Origin of the sequence: Tenacibaculum sp. IB213877, assembly GCF_034043975.1 — a bacterium.
GTDB lineage: Bacteria > Bacteroidota > Bacteroidia > Flavobacteriales > Flavobacteriaceae > Polaribacter.
Genome location: NZ_JAXCHH010000001.1, coordinates 133,860 through 154,917, shown reverse-complemented (window position 1 = coordinate 154,917; position 21,058 = coordinate 133,860). Strand labels below are relative to the sequence as shown.

Here is a 21,058-nt window from a genome sequence, read left to right as displayed (position 1 = left end):
AGAACATTGAATTTTAAATGATAATTATCAGTTTAACAGTATTTTAAACATAAAATTCTACTGCTTCAAAAAGTTTAGGTATAGTTGTTTTCCAGTTATATGTATCTTTAATTTTTACTCTAAAAGCATCACATGCGGGTAATTCTCCATGAATTAAAAAAACATTCTCTGGAATGTTCTTAATTTCACTCATCCAATCTAACAATTCACTTTGATCTGCATGTGCTGATAAACTTTCTAAAAGTTCTATTTTTGCTTTTACAGGGTAATATTTTCCGAAGAATTTTATTTCATGTGCGCCATCTTGTAACTGTCTTCCTCTGGTACCTTCAGCTTGATACCCCACTAATAAAACCGTTGTTTTAGGTTCATCTATTAGTTGTTGCAAATAAGTTAATACTCTCCCTCCGGTTACCATACCGCTACCCGCAATTACAATTTTAGTTCTAGGATCGTCAATAGTTTCCCACGTTTCTCTGTAGGATTCTATAATATTTACATGATTACACATGGCATTATATTCTTCCATAGATAGTTTGTGCCATTTCGGAAACTGCTTGAAGACCTCTAAAACATTATTTCCCATAGGACTATCAATAAAAATAGGAATAGCCGGAATTTTATTTTTTTTATACAACTTCCATAAAACATAAATTAACGTTTGTAACCGCTCTACAGCAAAACTCGGAATAATTAAATTTCCCTTTTTATGGATGACTTCATATATTATTTCAGATAATTTCTCTTCTACGTCTTCTGTTGGATGCAGTTTATAACCATAAGTACTTTCTACAAATAAATGATCTGCCCACTCTGGTTTTTGTGGCGGATGTAACAAATAATCTTCTTTTCTACCAATATCTCCAGAAAATACAAATCTTCTTTTATTTATCTCTAATTCAATAAAAGTTGCACCAATAATATGACCGTTATATTGAAATCGGAAAGATATTTCATCAGTATATTGAATCCATTCATCTTTATTAATTGACTCAAAATGCTTAATGGCTTTTTCAGCATCATGTGTATTATAAAACGGTAATGCCGGTTTATGACTTGTGTAGTGTTCTTTATTTGCTTTTTCTGCCTCTTCTTCGTGTATTTTAGCGCTATCTCTTAAAATAATTTCTGCTATAGCTAAAGTTGGTGCTGTTGCTAAAATCTTTCCTTTAAACCCTTGCTGAACCAATTTTGGCAAATATCCAACATGGTCTAAATGTCCGTGAGTTAACAATACAATATCTATATCTTTTACAGAAACAGGCAACGGACTCCAGTTTAATTCACGTAATTCTTTAAGCCCTTGAAACATGCCACAATCAATTAAAATTTGCTTGTCAAAAGCTTCTACCAAAAACTTGGATCCGGTAACAGTACCCGCTGCACCTAAAAAATGAACTTTAACTTTATTTCTCATAACTTTAAATACCACACAATGCACTAATTTCGTTTAAAATTCTTTCTTTTCTTATTTCAGAAACTCCCAAATGATCTAAAAAGAAAGCATCTCCAATCAGTTGTCTACACAAAACAACATCTCTACTCAATAAAAATTGTTTTTCTCTTTCTGTTAACAAAGTTGAAACAGTTATGGGATACAATCCTAATCTATCAATTCGGTCTTTAATTGCATTTCCTTCGGGAAAGTCCCAACTAAGTAAATACAGTCCTACACAATTGCCATACTGAATTGCATCTTTAGTAAAACGAGTGTTAGTTACCACCCAACCATCTCCTAAATTGGTAACATTATTAGCGTTTTTTTTCCAATGTTGTTTTACATCATTATATCTGGAATGAATATAAAGTGGAATTTTAACGTTACAGGTTATTCCTTCTTCGCTATGAAACTTACATTCTATAATATGAGTTTCATCTTCTTTTTGTGCAACCACATCAATTTCATGGGTAACACAATTTCCTTGCACTATTGCATTGAGTTGTGTTTTATACCCAGAATATTGCAATATTGCTGCTACAAAACGTTCAAAAGGAAAACCTGTAGGTCCTAACTCATAAATAGCTCTTTTTAACTTATATTTTGAAGCAAAATGGCTTGCTTTTTTTTTCAATAAAGCAAATGCTCTGTTATAAATTTCTTTGGTTGAAATACCTTGATACAACTCATCTCTAACCGTGTCAAGTATTCTTTCAACCGTTTTTTTATCTGCTCCAGATCGTAATAAAGAAGCGCGTAATTTTGTTAATGAAAACTTTACTTTTTCACCCGAAGTTTTTATGATTTCTATAGATGAATTCATGTTAGGCTAATTGAAAAAATTTCTTATCAACGCTTTCACTTGATTGTGAGTCATACTATCAACTACAGATACGGTTTTTACCTTTTTATCTACATCTTTATAGTTGGACTCCAGCTCTTTTTTGAATTTCATTTGCGTTTCTGCTGGTCCATAAATAGCAATAGCATCTGCATCTTTTATTTCTTGGACTAAATTTTTGAAATAGTTTTTTAACTGATGCTTTTCTCTCTCTAAGTACTTACTGTCTTGAACTACATCTTGTGGCCCTCCTTTCATACGAGTACCTGATCCACCATGTACATGAAAATTTTCAACCTCGGAAGAGATGGTTTTAAAATCTTCATTTCCGTTTTCTAAAGTGACTAAATGTGCTTTTTCCTTGTCTAACCAAATTCCTAAATTTTTCATAATGTAAAGTTTTAAGTGTTAGCAAATATTTACTGATTGATGGTATACTATATTTATAAAGGAAATAAGTATTCTATCAATTGAGTTAAAATTAGGATTACTCACCTATACTTACAATGATAATTGTCAGATTTTAAAATGGTTACTCATGTAAAACCAAGAAAGGAACATCTACATGGTAACTTATTTTTTCAATTCTTGGATGGAAAAGAATTTGTTGAAAATAATTAAGATTTTTAGCTACCATTACTATCAAATTTATATCTCTACTTTCTACAAAGCATTGAATAGCATCTTCAATTTTTGAATTAGTTAAATAATGAAAACTATACGAAAGTTCAGCAAAGAAATCTTCAATTAATCCTTTATTTTCTAACTGGTTATCATTCATATCTTCTCTATTCTCTGTTACATGAAGTATGCGCATAGAAGAATGATGATCTCTCATTATTTTATGTAACGGATTCAATGTTTGAATACTATAGGATAGCGAAAAATCTGTAGGAAATGCAATTTCTTTTATTTGAGTAAAATTGGCATTTTCAGGTACAATTAATGTTTTGCACTGTACCTTTCTAATAACATCTCCAGTATTTGTACCTATAATTACTTCTTTAGCTCCTGTAGCACCTTTGGTACCCATAACTATATAATCAATCTTTTTATCGGCTACATGTTTTCTTATAGACTCTATAAAGAAATTATAATCGGTTAGTGTATAAAACCTATGGTTTTTATTATCGGGTAATTCAACAGCTATTTTCTTTAAAATTTCTTTTAACTGGTTTTTAGCTGGTTTTATATAATAAGTTTCAATCTCTTCTGGCGTAGGTACGTAAGTTGAATTACCATCTGTAATGGTAGTTAATCTATTTACATGAAGTAAATAAAAATTACATGCCTCATTTTCAAAAAAATGTAATGCATATTTGATAGCGTTCCACGCGTTATCAGAAAAATCTGTAGGTAATAATATATTCTTCATCTGTAATAAAGCTTAAAGCAAAACTAAGATGAAGAAACATGATGAAAAATGATTTTCATCATGTTTAGTTAATAAACTTGTTGAAGTTTATGTATATCTAAAATTTTAATGTTCCTTCCTTCAATTTCTATCAAACCTTGTTTTTTGAAATTAGACATGGTTCTTATGAGTGTTTCTGTTGCTATTCCTGCTACACTTGCCAAATCACTACGTGATATTTTGATTGGATCTTCTGGTTTCCTATTCAATTTTTCAGCAAATTTTAAAATAGTTGTTGCTGTTTTTTTGGTAACAGAACTGTACGCCATTTCTAACAATTGATCTCTTACCGAGCTTAAGTCATCTGCTAAAAGCTTTACCAATTCAAAAGTTAGTTTAGGGTTTTTATCAAGTATTATTTTTAGTTCATCTTTTGATATTCCAACTAATTCTACATCTTTAATAACTGTTGCTGTTTCTTGATAAGGGATGTTTTGCATGAAAGATGTATACCCAAATAAATCATCTTCTTTATATAAACCTGTAGTAAGTTCTTTTCCTTGCTCATCTAACTTATGACATTTTACTACACCTTTATTAATCAAAAAAATGTAATTTGAATTGTGTCCTTCTGAATAAATAATTTCATCCTTTGTATATGAAAATTCTTTACCATTATCATCAAAGAAATTTTTAAGATCATTTAAAGAACTTAATTGATCGTCATTTTCTTCTGTTTTTGGCTCTGCACCTCTTTCTTCTTTTAAAATAGCTACTTTGGCTAATCTGCTTTCAATAGCACTAATCAACTCCTCTTCTTCAAAAGGTTTTGTAATATAATCATCAGCTCCTAAATCCATTCCCTTTCGAATATCTTTTCGTTCTGTCTTTGCTGATAAAAAGATAAATGGAATATACCTGGTGACTTCATTTTTAGATAATGCTTCTAAAACGCCATAGCCATCTATTTCTGGCATCATAATATCACAAACAATAATATCTGGCATTTCTTTTTCTGCTTTTTCAATACCTACTTTTCCATTAGGAGCTGTTTTTACCTCATAATTTGATAATTCTAACAACTCAGCAGTATTCTCTCTTAATACAGCATCGTCTTCTATAAGCAATATTTGTTTCATTTTTTAAAGCTTTGTTTGATATTTATTGGGTAAACTAAACCAAAAAGTTGTACCTTGATTTTCTTTACTGTTGAAATAGATATTTCCTTTTAAATTTTCAAGATGACTTTTTACAATATTAAGTCCTATACCTGTGCCTTGAGTTAATAAAGCATTTTCTGCTCTATAATAACGTTTAAATATGTTTTTTTGATCTTTTTCTGGAATACCTATTCCGTTGTCTTCAACAATAAATGTTGTTGAATCTAAATTTTGTTTGATTTTAATATCAATTACAGTATTTTCAGAAGAATATTTTATGGCATTGTATACTAAATTAGATAAAGCTAATTCTACTATTTTTTCATCTTGATAAATTGAATAGTTATCTATATTTTCAGGATAATTAATTATTTGTCCATCTTTTAGCATCATATTAGCATTGTATATTACTTCATTTACTACTTTACTAATTTTAAACTGACTAGGATTGTATTGAATTTTTCCTCTTTCTAACTTTTCAATGGATAAAAAATCATTTAATATATTGTTTAAATAATGTACTTTATCTGTAATTGTTTTAATATGTTTATCTCTTCTTTGTTGCTGTTCTTCCAATTTATACTTACTAAGTAACATTGCAGATGTTAAAATACCACTTAACGGGGTTTTAAATTCATGTGATACCAAGGATAAAAATTTAGTTTTCAACTCATTTAGTTCTTTTTCTTTTTTTAACGCTTCTTTAGCTTTATTCTCTGCTTTAAGTCTTTTTTTATTTTCATCATCTAGCTCTGCATTAACTTCCTTTAATTTATTAACTGCTTCACTTAATTCTTTGGTTCTTTCTATAACTTTTTGCTCTAGTTTGGCATTTAATTCTTGAATTTGATCTTGGTGCTGTTTTCTTAAGGTAATATCAACCACCAACGCCATTACAAAGGTTTCTCCTCTAACTGTAAAAGGATTTAGCCCTACTTCTACAGGAAAAATATCACCATTTTTTTTTATTCCAAACAAGTCTCTTCCTACTCCCATTTGCCTGCTTTCATTCTTCTTCATAAAACCATTAACATATGTATGGTGATTATGATGGTAATTTTTCGGAATTAATTGAATTAAAGGAGCTGTTTCTAATTCCTTTTTATTATAGCCAAACATGTTTTCGGCTGATTGATTTGTAGCCACTATATTTTGTTGAGTATTTACAACAATAACTCCTTCTGAAACTGCTTCAAATAAAATAGAAAAAAATTCTTTTTCTTTTGTAAACATAAATAATAAACCAAGTAAATAATTAAAGCTTAAAAATATAAATAATTATTAGCAAAATTAGTATCCTGACCAATATCATTATTCTATTTATACCTTCTGAATATTTTTGTAGTTAACAACAAAATGTTGAAGTGATTAACTTCCTTAAAAAATTAATTCATTTTGCTTATGAGAAAGCTTACTATATTTCTTGGTGTTTTGCTCTTCTTTATTTCTTGTGGTAAAAAGAAGGACAGAATTTTACCTGTTGAAAAAAACTTAACAGAATCGGTGTATTCTTCAATAACTGTTCAACCTGATAGTTTATACCAAGTTTATGCAATAGTATCAGGAATTTTAGAAAGTAATCTAGTAGAAGAAGGTGATATAGTTAACACAAACACACCTTTAATTCACATTACCAACAATGCTCCTAAATTAAATACAGAAAATACCAGATTAGCATTACAATTAGCTAAAGAAAACTACAGCGGTAGTGCAGATATTTTAGGAAGCATTCAAGATGAAATTGATGCAGCAAAGCTCAAATACCAAAATGATTCTATCAATTTTTTTAGACAAAAGAATTTATGGGAACAAAACATTGGATCAAAAGTTGAATATGATACTAAAAAACTGAATCATGAAATAGCATCTAACAATTTAAAACTATTAAAAAACAGGTATTACAGAACTAAAAATGAGCTTTATACAGCAGTGCAACAAGCACAAAACAATTATCAAACTGCACTAATTAACACCAAAGATTTTACTGTAAAAAGTAAAATAAACGGTAAAGTGTATGCACTCTATAAAGAACCGGGAGAAATTGTAAATACCATGGAACCTATTGCTTCATTAGGTAGTAGTAACAGCTTTATTATTGAAATGTTGGTTGATGAAGTAGATATTGTAAGAATTTCTAAAAACCAAGAGGTAATAATCAAGTTAGACGCCTATGAAAATCAAGTTTTCAAAGGAAAAGTTTCTAAAATATATCCTAAAAAAGACGAACGTAATCAAACTTTTACAGTAGAAGCTACCTTTATAAATGCTCCAGAAAAATTGTATCCCGGATTATCTGGAGAAGCTAACATTATTATAGCCACCAAAAACAATGTACTTACCATACCAAAAGATTACCTAGTTAATAATTCTCAAGTACAAACAGATGACGGACTGGTTAATATTACCATTGGTTTACAAAATTTAGAATACGTTGAAATTATTAACGGAATAACCAAAAACACATACATTTATAAATCTGAATAATGATTAGCTGGAGGATTATTTTAGGCATAGCCAAAACTCATTTGCTTTCAAAAATTAAGCAAACTGCTACCGCTGCACTTGGTGTAACCTTTGGTATTGGTGCTTATATTACCTTGGTGTGTTTTATGACCGGACTTAACAATATGTTAGACAATCTCATATTAAACCAAACGCCCCACATACATATTTACAATGAAATTGAACCCTCTAAAAAACAACCTATTTCTTTGTATGAGGATTTTGAAAACAGCTTCAATGTAGTTCATTCCATCAAACCTAAATTAAGTCAAAAAAAAATACACAATGCCTTACCCATAATTAATTATTTAGAGGAAAAAGACAATGTAAAAGGTGCTTTACCACAAGTAAAAACTCAAATTTTTTATATAGCAGGATCTATAGAGATTGGAGGAAATTTAACAGGAATAAATGTTATTGATGAAGCCAACCTTTTTAACTTGAGTGATTATATAGTTAAGGGATCTCCAGAGGCATTGCACAATAGTGATAATGGAATTTTGTTGGGAATTGGAATTGCCGAAAAAATGTCATTAGATATTGGAGACAGAATACAAATAAGTACTATAAAAGGTGATATTTTTCCTTTAAAAATTGTTGGTATATATCAAAGTGGTATTGCAGATTTAGATGCTATTCAAAGTTTTGCCAATGTTAAAACTGTTCAACGTATTTTAGGGGAAGCTGAAAACTACATAACAGATATTAACGTTAAATTACATAATATTGAAGATGCTCTACCGCTTTCAAAAAAAATAGAGCAACAATTCAACTTAAAAGCTATTGATATTAAAACCGCCAACGCACAGTTTGAAACAGGAACCACTATCAGAAACCTAATAACCTACGCAGTTTCTATAGCCTTATTAATTGTTGCCGGTTTTGGTATTTACAACATTTTAAATATGCTTATTTATGAAAAAATGAATGATATAGCTATTTTAAAAGCAACGGGGTTTTCTGGTAAAGATGTACAATTCATTTTTTTAAGTCAAGCAATGATTATTGGTTTAGTTGGTGGTGTTTTAGGTTTAATAATTGGGTTTAGTCTAGCAAGTATAATTGACACACTTCCCTTTCAAACACAAGCACTTCCAACGGTAGAAACTTTTCCGGTAAATTTCAATCCATGGTTTTTTGTTATTGGATTTACCTTTGCAATGATATCAACTTTTTTTGCAGGCTATTTACCTTCAAAAAAAGCAAAGAAAATAGATCCTGTTAAAATAATTAGAGGTCAGTAATGAGTGTAGTTTTAGAAGCAAAAAACATTAATAAGTACTTTAGAAAACCTGTACTATTTCATGTTTTAAAAGACATAAATTTTACAATAAAAAAAGGTGAATTCACCTCTATTATGGGAAAATCGGGTTGCGGTAAATCTACATTGTTGTACATTTTATCTACCATGGACACCGATTATGAAGGACAACTTTTTTTAAATAATGAGCTAATTACAGGACAAGATCATGATTATTTATCCTTTATCAGAAACAAACACATTGGTTTTGTTTTTCAGTTTCATTATTTGCTTTCTGAATTTTCTGTGTTGGAAAATGTGATGTTACCCGCTAAAAAACTAGGAGAAAAATCGTTTAAAGAAATTGAACACGATGCTTATGAAAAACTTAAAATGCTAAAAATTGAACATTTAGCTAAAAAAAGAGCATCCCAAGTTTCTGGAGGGGAAAAACAACGTGTTGCTATTGCCAGAGCATTGATTAATAATCCGTCAATAATTATGGGAGATGAACCTACCGGGAATTTAGACAGTCATAACTCTGAAAACGTTTTTAACATCTTTAAACAATTATGTGTCGACCAAGATTTATCTTTATTAATTGTAACTCATGATGATGATTTTGCTAAAAAAACCGACAGAATTATTACTATGGAAGATGGTAGAATTATAGCATAAACAATTTCTTTCTTGTTTCGTGTAAAATTCTATTTTTGCGCCATGGATTTATCAGCAATAACATTTACAGATTGGGTGGGCTATTTAGCCTCTGCACTTTTAATCATTTCTTTTATGATGAAGAATGTAAAAACTTTACGAATTATTAATTCGTTTGGGTGTGCAGCATTTATTTATTACGGAATTTTATTAGGAAATGATTTACCTATTATTATTACCAATAGTTTTATTGTAGCCTTTAACCTTTATTATTTATTCATCAAAACTGATGCATAAAAACAAAAATTAACTACATAAAAAAACCTCATTTCAGCTGAAATGAGGTTTTCTTTTATTTAATAGTTTCTGTATTCTTTGGTTTCTTCAAAAACGGCGCTTAAAATTCGTTGTTCAACTTCATCATATTCTATATTTCTACGTTTCATAACTACATCTACAACTTCATTTACTTTATTCAATTTATACTCTGTAAACCCAGAAGCTCCTCCCCAACTAAACGACGGAACGAAATTTCTTGGAAAACCACTACCAAAAATATTAGCAGATACTCCAACTACAGTACCGGTATTAAACATTGTGTTAATTCCACATTTTGAATGATCTCCCATAATCAAACCACAAAACTGTAAACCTGTTTTGGCAAAGCGCCGTGTTTGATAACTCCACAATCTTACTTCTGCATAATTATTTTTAAGATTAGAATTGTTAGTATCTGCTCCTAAATTACACCACTCGCCTAACACTGAGTTACCTAAAAATCCGTCATGACCTTTATTAGAATAGCCAAGTAATACTGAGTTACTAACCTCTCCTCCTACTTTACAATATGGGCCTAAAGTGGTAGCTCCGTAAATTTTGGCGCCTAATTTTAACACAGAATGCTCACACATGGCTAAAGGACCTCTAACAACACAACCTTCCATAATTTCAGCATTTTTACTGATGTAAATGGGTCCTGTACTAGCATTTAAAGTACAAAATGTAAGTTTTGCTCCTTCTTCAATAAAGATATTTTCTTTTCCAACGCACTGTACAGTATCTGGTATGGGGTCAGATTTTCTTCCTTCAGTAAGCAGTTCAAAATCTGCTTTTATAGCTTTATCATTCAATGAAAAAATATCCCAAGTATTTTTTACCTGAATAACTTCTTCTTCAAACTCTATTTGTTTATAGGCTTCAAAATCAACCTCTTCTTGATTTTCGGTAGTATAAAAAGCAATAACATCTTCTCCTTTAAAAACAGCTTCGTTCTCTTTTAAATTTTTAACCATTTCAACCAACACCAGATTAGGCAAAAAAGATGCATTGATCATAACATTTTGTTCCGTTTCTACCATTGGAAATTTTTCTTCTAAATATTCCTCAGTTATGGTTGAAGTGGTAAAACCTAAGTACTTTTCCCATTTTTCTCTAATGGTTAAAATACCAATTCTAATATCTGCAACCGGACGTGTAAAAGTTAGTGGTAACAATGCATTACGTACATCTCCATCAAATAAAATATAATTCATTTTTTGTGTTTTTTGAAGCTTTACAAACTTACTATTTTCGTGTTCAAGTAAAAATATAAATCTTATTTTTGTTACTATGAAAAAAATATTAGGACTTATTTTACTGGGTATCTTGCTAGTAGCAGCTACCTATTATGCTTTTATTTATTATGCTACTTATAGTGAAGGGATAAGATCTGGAGAATTGATAAAATTTAGCCGAAAAGGAATGTTAATAAAAACTTGGGAAGGTGAAATTAGCCAAGGAATTTCGGGAGCTCAAATTTTTAAATTTTCGGTAGAAAACAATCAAAAAGAAGCTATTTATGATCTTCAAAAGCTTCAAGGACGCTATGTAAAAGTATATTATAAAGAACGATACGGAACGTTTTTTTGGCTAGGAGACTCTAAGTATTTTATTACCAAAGTAGAAGAAGAAAACTCACCTCATTTTAGAGGTTCAAGTTCAACTAAAGATGAAGAAGAATAAATACAAACACGTTGAAGAAACTCGTATTTCTATTTCCGAGTTAATGCTTCCTTCTTTTGCCAATTTCAGTGGTAAAATTCACGGTGGTTATATTTTAAGTTTAATGGATCAAATTGCGTTTGCCTGCGCCTCAAAACATTCTGGAACTTATTGTGTAACAGCTTCTGTTGATACGGTTGATTTTTTAAATCCGATAGAAGTTGGAGAATTGGTTACTATGAAAGCTTCTATTAACTATGTTGGAAAAACTTCAATGGTTGTAGGCATACGTGTTGAAGCTCAAAACATTCAAACAGGAAAAGTTAAACATTGCAACTCATCTTATTTTACTATGGTAGCTAAAAATGATAAAGGAAATAGCATTCAAGTTCCTGGGCTGATTGTTAATGACGATTTAGAAGTACGTAGATTTTTAAAAGCGGTTAAAAGAATTGAAATGAAAAGAAACCGACAAGATGAATTTGATAGAGAAGACTTCATGTCTGAAAATTACCTTAAAGATTTAGAAAACTACAACGTTAAGATAGAACTCAACAATTCAAAAATAAATGGTTGAAATTATTGATCTAAGTCAAGAAATTTATGAGGGAATGCCTGTATATAAAAGTCTTCCACAGGTAAAAATTTCAGTACACAACACTCATGAAGAATGGGATAATATTAAAAACCCTACTACCTCCACTCCTGCTGTTTATAAATTAGAAATGGGAGAGCATACTGGTACTCATGTTGATGCTTTAAATCATATGGCAAAAGAGCATGTAGAAAAATCAATAGATACCATGCCTCTTTCTATGTTTTATACCGAAGGTATTTGTTTAGATTTTTCTCATAAAACATTTCAAGAGTTAATTACGTCAAAAGAACTAAAAAACGCTCTTAAAAATGACGATTTAGAGATTAAAAAAGGAGATACTGTGCTAATTTATACAGATCATTACAGAAAAGCGTTTCATACAGAAAACTGGAGCAAAGGCCCTGGTATAACTGCTGAATGTGCCAGATGGTTGGGGGAACAGAAAATTGCAGCTTTTGGCGTAGAAACCATGTCTCCTGGGGTTCCGGGTATTTCAAATAAAGAAGTGCATCATATTTGTGGTGAATTAGGTTTTACTCATTATGAAAATATGATCAATCTCCATAAATTAATCGGTAGAGGTCGTTTTAGGTTTATAGGTCTTCCTTTAAAAATAAGAGGAGGAACAGGTTCTCCGGTAAGAGCTGTAGCTATTTTTGAATAATTAAAAAATAAGTGTTGTAAGGTATTTTCTTTTTACTGACTAAAACGGAAAATATTTTTACAATGAAACAATTATTATCAATTACTGCTTTTTTACTTGTTTTTCAATTTTCAAATGCACAAATTGCTACATCTGCAGAAGATGTTTCGCCTTTATTAATCGGTGAAAAAGTGCCAACCACTGAGGTGTTAACTTCAAAAAACGAAAAAACTACTACTAATGAACTTTTTAAAAAGAAAAATACGGTCTTAATCGTTTATAGAGGTGGATGGTGTCCCTACTGCAACCGACAATTAGAGGGATTACGAAAAATTGAAGACAATTTAATTGCATCAGGATATCAAATCATAGCTGTGAGTCCGGATGCTATACCAGAGGAAGCCAACAAATATTCTTCAAAATATCAGTTAATTTCAGATAGTTCAACCAAATTAATTCAAAACTTAGGAATCGCTTTTCAAGCTCCCACAAAATATGGTGATATTTTAAGCAAAGCATCAAAAGGAATGAATTCTTCAGTTCTTCCAGCTCCGTCAGTATATATCATTAATAAAAAGAGTGAAATTTTATTTGAGTACATCAGTCCCGATTATAAAAACAGAATTGATGAAAAATTGTTATTAGCAGCAGCGAAAGCTTTAAATTAAAATTTCACGCCCCTTGTCTAGAGAAAATCCGAAGTCAGCTTACACTAACTTCGGATTTTTGTTATTATTTACTTAAGTACATTTTTCTTCTTGCATACAGCTCATAAAAAGCATCGTCTCGCAAACTTTCTATAAACAAGATACTTTCACCAGTACTCTTCATCTCAGGTCCTAGTTTCTTATTTACATTCGGGAATTTATTGAATGAGAATACCGGTTGTTTGATTGCAAATCCTTCCAATTGCGGATTGAATGTAAAATCGGTTACCTTATTCTCTCCTAACATAACCTTGGTTGCATAATTTACATACGGTTCTTTATATGCTTTCGCTATGAATGGAACCGTACGTGATGCACGCGGATTTGCCTCAATAATATATACTTTATCATCTTTGATAGCAAACTGAATATTGATCAATCCAACCGTATTCAATGCTAATGCAATACGTTTAGTATAATCTCTAATTTGCTCCATTACCAACTCACCTAAGTTAAATGGTGGTAAGGTTGCATTTGAATCTCCAGAGTGTACTCCACAAGGTTCAATGTGCTCCATTATACCGATGATGTATACATTTTCACCATCACAAATCGCATCTGCTTCTGCTTCAATAGCGCCTTCTAAATAGTGATCTAATAATAACTTGTTGTTCGGAATTTTACGTAGTAAGTCAACCACATGCTCTATTAATTCCTCTTTGTTGATGACAATTTTCATTCCCTGACCTCCTAATACATATGATGGACGTACTAAAATTGGAAAATCTAATTCATCTGCCAACGCTAAAGCTTCATCAGCATTTGTTGCTACTCCAAATCTTGGATATGGAATATTGTTTTCTTTTAATAATGTTGAAAAGCTTCCTCTATCTTCAGCTAGATCTAAGGATTTATAGCTTGTTCCGATGATTGGAATACCGTATCTATCAAGCTTTTCTGCTAATTTTAAAGCGGTTTGACCACCTAACTGAACAATTACTCCTTCTGGTTTTTCATGCTTGATGATGTCGTAGATATGTTCCCAGAAAACAGGCTCAAAATATAATTTATCTGCTGTATCAAAATCGGTTGAAACCGTTTCTGGGTTACAGTTGATCATTATGGTTTCGTAACCACATTCTTTAGCCGCATAAACTCCGTGAACACAACAATAATCAAACTCAATTCCTTGTCCGATTCGGTTTGGACCAGAACCTAACACGATTATTTTTTTCTTATCAGTTACTATACTTTCGTTAGCCGGCAGCTTATTACCGTCAGCAGTTTCAACTTCATTTTCAAACGTTGAATAGTAATATGGTGTTTGCGCCTTAAATTCGGCAGCACACGTATCTACTAACTTGTAAACACGCTTAATTTTTAATTCTTCACGCTTTTTATACACCTGACTTTCTAAACAACCCAACATATGCGCAATCTGACGATCACCATATCCTTTTTGTTTAGCTTCTAGCAACAACTCTCTATCAAGCGTATCAATTGTGTATTTAGAAATTTCTTTCTCTATTTCATAAAGCTCTTCATATTGCTTTAAGAACCACATATCAATCTTAGTTATTTCGTGGATTTTACTCAACGGCATTCCTATTTGAATTGCGTCATAAATAGCAAAAACACGGTCCCAAGAAGCATATTTTAACTTGTCTTTAATTTGATTGTAATCTCTGTAGCTTTTACCGTCTGCACCAATTCCGTTACGTTTAATTTCTAACGATTGTGTTGCTTTGTGTAATGCTTCTTGGAACGAACGCCCAATTCCCATAACTTCTCCAACAGCTTTCATTTGTAACCCTAACGTTCTGTCAGAACCTTCAAACTTATCAAAGTTCCAACGAGGAATTTTTACGATTACATAATCTAAGGTAGGCTCAAATAATGCTGATGTTGACTTGGTAATTTGGTTATCTAACTCATCTAATGTGTAACCAACGGCTAATTTTGCTGCAATTTTTGCAATCGGATATCCCGTTGCTTTTGATGCTAATGCTGATGAACGCGATACACGCGGATTGATTTCAATGGCTATAATATCTTCTTTTTCATCTGGAGAAACCGCAAACTGAACATTACATCCACCTGCAAACTCACCAATAGAGCGCATCATTTTTATCGCCATATCACGCATTTTCTGATACGTTCTATCAGAAAGTGTCATAGCCGGAGCAACGGTGATAGAATCTCCTGTGTGGATTCCCATCGGATCCATATTTTCAATAGAACAGATAATAACAACGTTATCATTATCATCTCGTAAAAGCTCAAGTTCAAACTCCTTCCATCCCATCATTGCTTTATCTATCATTACCTCGTGAATAGGAGAAATTTCTAATCCTCTTGATAATGATTCTTCAAACTCCTTTTCATCATAAACAATTGATGCTCCTGCGCCTCCTAAAGTAAATGATGCTCTAATACACAACGGAAAACCATACTCTTGCGCAATTTCTTTTCCTTTTAAAAATGAAGTTGCCGTAGCTTGAGGTGCCATTGGCACACCAATTTCTTCCATTAACAAACGGAACTTATCCCTATCTTCAGTAATATTAATAGCATCAATATCTACTCCAATAATTTCTACTCCAAAATCTTCCCAAATCCCTTTTTCATCTGCTTCAATACATAAATTCAATGCTGTTTGTCCTCCCATAGTTGGTAAAACGGCATCAATTTGAGGGTGCTCTTTTAAAATTTGAATGATTGATTTGGTGTTTAATGGTAATAGATACACATGATCTGCCATTGAAGGATCGGTCATAATCGTTGCAGGGTTAGAATTGATTAAGATAGTTTCAATTCCGTCTTCACGTAATGAACGCAAAGCCTGAGAACCCGAATAGTCAAATTCACATGCTTGACCAATAACAATTGGTCCAGATCCAATAATTAAAATAGATTTAAGGTCTTGTCTTTTAGGCATTGTTATTATTTAAATTGTGTGTTGTTTGGTGTATAAAAATACTATTATTTAATAGTTATAAAAAAAGGTGTTACTAAAAAATAGTAACACCTCTAAATATTAACGTTTGTTAATCATTATTTCTTTGGTCTTGGAGCTGAAGATACTGTTAATGCTTTTCTTCCTTTTGCTCTTCTTCTAGCTAATACTTTTCTACCATTAGCAGAAGCCATTCTTTCGCGGAAACCGTGTTTGTTTCTTCTCTTTCTCTTCGATGGTTGATATGTTCTTTTACTCATTTTAAATTATCTTAAAATCTTAAATAAATATGATACTTGCTAATAGTGAAATTCCGACTGCTAAAAGCGATTGCAAATATACAATCATTTTTTATTCTAACAAGTCTATTTTTTGAATTTTTTAAATATTTTTTTGAAGCTAATTTTTGTCACAATTTATTTGAGCTTATTGTCAAACTCCTTACTTTTGCCCAAACCTAACAACACCATGAACAACACTAAATATGTATTTGTAACGGGAGGCGTTACATCATCCTTAGGTAAAGGGATTATAGCCGCTTCGTTAGCAAAACTACTACAAGAAAGAGGTTACTCTGTTACCATTCAAAAGCTTGACCCTTATATTAACATTGACCCCGGAACTTTAAATCCGTATGAACACGGAGAATGTTATGTTACCGATGATGGTGCAGAAACCGATTTAGATTTAGGGCATTACGAGCGTTTTTTAAACATTCCAACCTCACAGGCTAATAATGTTACTACAGGTCGTATCTATCAATCGGTAATTGATAAAGAGCGTAAAGGTGAGTTTTTAGGAAAAACGGTACAAGTAATTCCTCATATTACTGATGAGATTAAACACCGAATTCAAATTTTAGGAAATACTGGTGATTACGATATCGTAATTACAGAAATTGGAGGAACGGTTGGTGATATTGAATCGTTACCATATATTGAAGCTGTACGTCAGTTAGAATGGGAACTAGGTGAACACAACACCCTTGTTATTCATTTAACCCTTGTACCCTATTTAGCAGCTGCTGGTGAATTAAAAACAAAACCTACACAGCACTCAGTAAAAATGCTAATGCAAAGTGGTGTGAGTCCTGATATCTTGGTATGCAGATCAGAACATGAGATTTCTGATGATATTAAGCGTAAATTGGCTCTATTCTGCAATGTTAAAAAACAAGACGTTATTCAGTCTTTAGATGCTGAAACTATTTATGATGTACCAAATTTAATGTTGAAAGAAGGATTAGACAAAGTAGTTCTAGACAAACTAAAATTACCATCTGATGCTTTACCTCACATGGAAAAATGGAACAACTTTTTACAAAAACATAAGAATCCAAAAAATTGTGTAGAAGTTGGACTGATTGGTAAATATGTTGAATTACACGATTCATACAAATCAATTACTGAAGCTTTTATTCATGCAGGCTCTACGCATGAAACTAAAGTAAACGTTCGCTGGATACACTCTGAAGAATTACAACCAGAAACAATTCCTGAAAAATTAAAAGGATTAAACGGAATTTTAGTAGCTCCTGGTTTTGGAGACAGAGGAATTGAAGGAAAAATAGCTGCTGTACAATATGCGCGTGAAAATAACATCCCTTTTTTCGGAATTTGTTTAGGAATGCAAATGGCTGTTATTGAATATTCTCGCAATGTATTAGGACTTGCGGGGGCAAATTCAACTGAAATGAAAAAAGGCACACCACATCCTGTTATCAGCTTAATGGAAGAGCAAAAAGATATTACCAATAAAGGCGGTACAATGCGCTTAGGTGCCTGGGATTGTGAAATAAAAGAAAACTCAAAAGTTTTTGATGCTTATAATTCAACAATGATCAGTGAGCGTCATCGTCATAGATATGAATTCAACAACGAGTATAAAGAGCAAATTGAGGCCGCTGGTATGATTGCTACCGGAGTAAATCCAAAAACAGGTTTGGTAGAGATTGTTGAAGTACCTTCACATCCTTGGTTTGTGGGAGTTCAATATCATCCAGAATACAAGAGTACAGTATTAAATCCGCATCCGTTATTTGTTAACTTTATCAAAGCTGCTTTAGAACAATCTAAAAAATAAAGTCAACTAAAAATCTATAAAAAAACCTTAATGATTTTCATTAAGGTTTTTTATTTATGCGAATTTTATCGACTTAGACGGATGAATTTTAGCTATAATCATTGATGGAATAATCAACATGATCAAACATAAAATCAACGTTCCTACATTCAACAGTAAAATGTGGAATATATTGAAATTCACTGGAACTGTGGATACATAATAGGTTTCCGGATTTAAGGTAATTACTTTAAAAAAGTGTTGAATTAGCAATAAAGCTATTCCGATTAAATTTCCCCAAAATAATCCTTGAAGTATCAAATAACCGGCATTATATAAAAATATCTTTTGAATACTCCAATTTTGACTTCCTAACGCTTTTAAAATACCTACCATTTGCACGCGTTCTAGAATCAACACCAGCAATGCAGTAATCATATTAATTCCTGCTATCAATATCATAATAGCTATAATAAACCAAACGTTATTATCAAAGAGTTTGATCCATTCAAAAATGGCTGGATATTGATCGGTAATGGTAGTACTGTTTAGTGTTGCTCCAATATTTGAGTATATTTCATTTCCTTTCTGCTTTAACGTATCAAAATCATCAATCAATACTTCAAAACCACCTACTTGATTTTCTGTCCAGCCATTTAAACGCTGTACTTCTCTAATATCTCCTAAAACAATTGTATTATCAAACTGCTCAAAACCAGTTTTAAAAATACCCACCACAATAGGTTTACGTCTTTTAAAAGGAACTTTAGAGTTTTCTGCACTAAACCACACCTGAATAGAATCGTTAAGATGCAATTGCAATCTGTTGGCTACCGATTTTGATATAATAATTTCTCTGTTTCGCTCTTGATTAAAATTAGGCAACCTTCCTTCTACCAAATACTCATTAAAAAAGGAAAAATCATATGCTTCATCCACCCCTTTTAACACAACCCCTTCAAAATCGGTATCAGTTCTTATAATTCCTGCTTTGTTAGCAAAAACCTGAACATTTTTTATGCCGTCAATAGTTTTAAACTCCGGATAAAAATCTTGATTGATATCAATGGGTACGGTAGAAACATCCGAGTTATTATTATCGTAGTTTGTTATTTGAATATGCCCTTTAAATCCAGCAATTTTATCGCGTATTTTTAATTGAAATCCAGAAGCAATAGCTACTGCAATTAACATAATAACAATACCCAACGCAATAGCAACAATAGCAATTTTTATTATTGGAGACGATATACTATTTTTATACTCTTTGCCAGCAATGATGCGTTTGGCAATAAACAACTCGTAATTCAAGGTTTATGATTTTAAACAACATCAAAAGTACATATTTATTCTTGTTTATATGGATGAATTTTCAACTGGTTTCTTGCGCACAACAAGCAAAATCTACTACTAAACCGGTAGAAAAAACTCAAACCGCTTTAAAAACTGGGGCAGATAGAACGAATGTATACCTACCTAAACTAAAAGGTAAAAACGTAGCCATTGTAGCAAACCAAACCTCTATTTTACAAGTTTTACAACGTGCAGAAGTTTCACTAAACGTAATGGGGTCAAAATTGGTAACGCATCATTTAGTTGATTATTTACATAATTACAGAGGAATTAATGTGCAAAAAGTTTTTGCTCCAGAACACGGTTTTAGAGGAAAAGCTGATGCCGGAGAGACCATTAAAGATGGTGTTGACACCAAAACAGGATTACCGATTGTATCGTTATACGGAAAGAATAAAAAACCATCTCAAGAGCAATTAAAAGGAATTGATGTAGTTGTTTTTGATATTCAAGATGTGGGAGCTCGTTTTTATACCTATATCTCTACGCTTCATTATGTAATGGAAGCTTGTGCAGAAGCAGGAATTCCACTGATAATTTTTGACAGACCTAACCCAAACGGACATTATGTTGATGGACCTTTATTAGAACCTGAACACAAAAGTTTTGTAGGCATGCATCCTATACCGATAGTTTACGGAATGACCATTGGTGAATACGGACAAATGATTAACGGTGAAAAATGGTTAAACAACGGAATTCAATGTGATTTAACGGTAATTCCGTTAGAAGGTTATACGCATGATTACCAATACAGCTTGCCTGTAAAACCATCACCTAATTTACCAAACGATAAAGCTATTAACCTCTACCCTAGTTTGTGCTTTTTTGAAGGGACCAATGTTTCAGCAGGAAGAGGAACCGATACTCAGTTTCAAATTTACGGATCGCCATTTTTACAAAAATCAGCGTTTAGTTTTACACCTCAACCCAATGAAGGTGCTAAATATCCAAAGCATGAAAACAAACTGTGTTATGGCGAAGATCTAACGGATGCTGAACATTTGAATAGCTTAAACTTATCTTGGTTACTCAAAGCGTATCAACAAACCGAAAACAAAAAAGAATTTTTCAATTCCTTTTTTACGAAGTTAGCAGGAACAACCAAACTACAACAGCAAATTGAACAAGGATTGACCGAAGAACAGATTAAAGCCAGTTGGAAAGATGATTTGGAAGCTTTTAATACTATTAGAAAAAAATATCTGATTTATGAATAATCACTACAACCTTTCCGACACTGAATTCGAAATACAGTTTAAAAACTGCGCATTAGATCCGTCAATTTTTAATCACGAAGCGCATTTACGTTTGGCATGGATTCATATTATCAAATACGGAATTGAACAAGCAGAAGAAAATATTCATCATCAGCTTTTGGCTTATGTCAAATCGCTTGGAGCTGAAGAGAAATACAATAAAACACTCACTATAGCTGCTATTAAAGCAGTCTATCATTTCATTCAGAAATCAACTAGCACAGATTTTGAAGCGTTTATTAGTGAGTTTCCACGGTTAAAATTCAACTTTAAAGAGTTAATGCAATACCATTATGGTTTTGATATTTTTACTTTAGAAGAAGCAAAAACAACTTTTTTAGAACCTAATTTAGTTCCTTTTAGTTAAAA

The 21,058-nt window shown here is 31.8% G+C and carries 21 protein-coding genes; 11 read left to right on the top strand and 10 right to left on the bottom strand.

The window, feature by feature from the left end; genetic code table 11:
- Nucleotides 1-43: 43 nt before the first annotated feature.
- From SLH33_RS00785 to SLH33_RS00760, 6 genes are all read right to left on the bottom strand, one after another.
- Nucleotides 44-1,417 carry an MBL fold metallo-hydrolase gene (locus SLH33_RS00785; protein ID WP_320417151.1) on the bottom strand — a complete coding sequence of 458 codons (1,374 nt, stop codon included), beginning with the start codon at nt 1,415-1,417 and terminating at the stop codon, nt 44-46.
- A 4-nt stretch (nt 1,418-1,421) separates the two neighbouring features.
- On the bottom strand, nt 1,422-2,261 hold the full coding sequence (locus SLH33_RS00780) for a restriction endonuclease (RefSeq protein WP_320417150.1): 840 nt from the start codon (nt 2,259-2,261) through the stop codon (nt 1,422-1,424).
- Between the two features lie 6 nt (nt 2,262-2,267).
- Nucleotides 2,268-2,669, bottom strand: a complete 402-nt coding sequence (locus SLH33_RS00775; protein ID WP_320417149.1) for a hypothetical protein — start codon at nt 2,667-2,669, stop codon at nt 2,268-2,270.
- Between the two features lie 142 nt (nt 2,670-2,811).
- Complete coding sequence (locus tag SLH33_RS00770) at nt 2,812-3,654, bottom strand: universal stress protein (protein ID WP_320417148.1); 843 nt, start codon at nt 3,652-3,654, stop codon at nt 2,812-2,814.
- Between the two features lie 68 nt (nt 3,655-3,722).
- A complete protein-coding gene (locus tag SLH33_RS00765) occupies nt 3,723-4,772 on the bottom strand; it encodes a response regulator (protein ID WP_320417147.1) in 1,050 nt (349 codons plus the stop codon).
- A 3-nt stretch (nt 4,773-4,775) separates the two neighbouring features.
- Complete coding sequence (locus SLH33_RS00760) at nt 4,776-6,026, bottom strand: PAS domain-containing sensor histidine kinase (RefSeq protein WP_320417146.1); 1,251 nt, start codon at nt 6,024-6,026, stop codon at nt 4,776-4,778.
- Nucleotides 6,027-6,194: 168 nt separating this feature from the next.
- Here SLH33_RS00760 and SLH33_RS00755 point away from each other — a divergent pair, with 168 nt between their 5' ends.
- Genes SLH33_RS00755 through SLH33_RS00740 form a run of 4 tightly spaced genes read left to right on the top strand, consistent with a single transcriptional unit; the run spans nt 6,195 to nt 9,489 of the window.
- Complete coding sequence (locus tag SLH33_RS00755) at nt 6,195-7,277, top strand: efflux RND transporter periplasmic adaptor subunit (RefSeq protein ID WP_320417145.1); 1,083 nt, start codon at nt 6,195-6,197, stop codon at nt 7,275-7,277.
- Nucleotides 7,277-8,539 carry an ABC transporter permease gene (locus SLH33_RS00750; protein ID WP_320417144.1) on the top strand — a complete coding sequence of 421 codons (1,263 nt, stop codon included), beginning with the start codon at nt 7,277-7,279 and terminating at the stop codon, nt 8,537-8,539. The genes SLH33_RS00755 and SLH33_RS00750 overlap by 1 nt, the downstream gene beginning before the upstream one ends.
- Nucleotides 8,539-9,213 (top strand): ABC transporter ATP-binding protein, encoded by a 675-nt coding sequence (locus tag SLH33_RS00745; RefSeq protein ID WP_320417143.1) that lies wholly within the window; start codon nt 8,539-8,541, stop codon nt 9,211-9,213. Before SLH33_RS00750 ends, SLH33_RS00745 begins: the two co-directional genes overlap by 1 nt.
- A gap of 42 nt (nt 9,214-9,255) precedes the next feature.
- A complete protein-coding gene (locus tag SLH33_RS00740; protein WP_320417142.1) occupies nt 9,256-9,489 on the top strand; it encodes a uroporphyrinogen decarboxylase in 234 nt (77 codons plus the stop codon).
- A gap of 59 nt (nt 9,490-9,548) precedes the next feature.
- On the opposite strand, the gene SLH33_RS00735 is transcribed toward SLH33_RS00740, so the two are convergent.
- Entirely contained in the window at nt 9,549-10,724 is a 1,176-nt protein-coding gene (locus SLH33_RS00735; RefSeq protein ID WP_320417141.1) for a GlmU family protein, read from the bottom strand.
- 76 nt (nt 10,725-10,800) lie between these two features.
- On the opposite strand from SLH33_RS00735, the gene SLH33_RS00730 reads away from it, so the two are divergent.
- The 4 genes from SLH33_RS00730 to SLH33_RS00715 all read left to right on the top strand — a co-directional run bounded on the left by SLH33_RS00730 (nt 10,801) and on the right by SLH33_RS00715 (nt 13,081).
- A complete protein-coding gene (locus tag SLH33_RS00730; RefSeq protein ID WP_320417140.1) occupies nt 10,801-11,193 on the top strand; it encodes a 6-phosphogluconate dehydrogenase in 393 nt (130 codons plus the stop codon).
- The gene (locus SLH33_RS00725; protein ID WP_320417139.1) at nt 11,180-11,749 is read left to right on the top strand and encodes an acyl-CoA thioesterase; all 570 of its coding nucleotides are present in this window, start codon (nt 11,180-11,182) and stop codon (nt 11,747-11,749) included. Before SLH33_RS00730 ends, SLH33_RS00725 begins: the two co-directional genes overlap by 14 nt.
- Entirely contained in the window at nt 11,742-12,434 is a 693-nt protein-coding gene (locus tag SLH33_RS00720) for a cyclase family protein (protein WP_320417138.1), read from the top strand. Before SLH33_RS00725 ends, SLH33_RS00720 begins: the two co-directional genes overlap by 8 nt.
- Before the next feature lie 62 nt (nt 12,435-12,496).
- Nucleotides 12,497-13,081: a redoxin domain-containing protein gene (locus SLH33_RS00715; RefSeq protein ID WP_320417137.1), complete on the top strand. Its 585-nt coding sequence runs from the start codon at nt 12,497-12,499 to the stop codon at nt 13,079-13,081.
- Nucleotides 13,082-13,145: 64 nt separating this feature from the next.
- Here the strand turns inward: SLH33_RS00715 and carB are convergent, their stop codons facing one another.
- Entirely contained in the window at nt 13,146-15,998 is a 2,853-nt protein-coding gene (gene carB / locus SLH33_RS00710; protein ID WP_320417136.1) for a carbamoyl-phosphate synthase large subunit, read from the bottom strand.
- A gap of 116 nt (nt 15,999-16,114) precedes the next feature.
- On the bottom strand, nt 16,115-16,276 hold the full coding sequence (gene rpmH / locus SLH33_RS00705; RefSeq protein WP_320417135.1) for a 50S ribosomal protein L34: 162 nt from the start codon (nt 16,274-16,276) through the stop codon (nt 16,115-16,117).
- A gap of 208 nt (nt 16,277-16,484) precedes the next feature.
- On the opposite strand from rpmH, the gene SLH33_RS00700 reads away from it, so the two are divergent.
- Nucleotides 16,485-18,098 (top strand): CTP synthase, encoded by a 1,614-nt coding sequence (locus tag SLH33_RS00700; protein WP_320417134.1) that lies wholly within the window; start codon nt 16,485-16,487, stop codon nt 18,096-18,098.
- 54 nt (nt 18,099-18,152) lie between these two features.
- Here the strand turns inward: SLH33_RS00700 and SLH33_RS00695 are convergent, their stop codons facing one another.
- Nucleotides 18,153-19,388, bottom strand: coding sequence for an ABC transporter permease (locus SLH33_RS00695; RefSeq protein ID WP_320417133.1), 1,236 nt, complete (start codon nt 19,386-19,388; stop codon nt 18,153-18,155).
- A 5-nt stretch (nt 19,389-19,393) separates the two neighbouring features.
- Between SLH33_RS00695 and SLH33_RS00690 the strand changes: the two genes are divergently transcribed.
- Both SLH33_RS00690 and SLH33_RS00685 read left to right on the top strand, forming a co-directional pair.
- A complete protein-coding gene (locus SLH33_RS00690; RefSeq protein WP_320417132.1) occupies nt 19,394-20,650 on the top strand; it encodes a DUF1343 domain-containing protein in 1,257 nt (418 codons plus the stop codon).
- Nucleotides 20,643-21,056 carry a hypothetical protein gene (locus SLH33_RS00685; protein ID WP_320417131.1) on the top strand — a complete coding sequence of 138 codons (414 nt, stop codon included), beginning with the start codon at nt 20,643-20,645 and terminating at the stop codon, nt 21,054-21,056. Before SLH33_RS00690 ends, SLH33_RS00685 begins: the two co-directional genes overlap by 8 nt.
- The last annotated feature ends 2 nt before the right edge of the window (nt 21,057-21,058 follow it).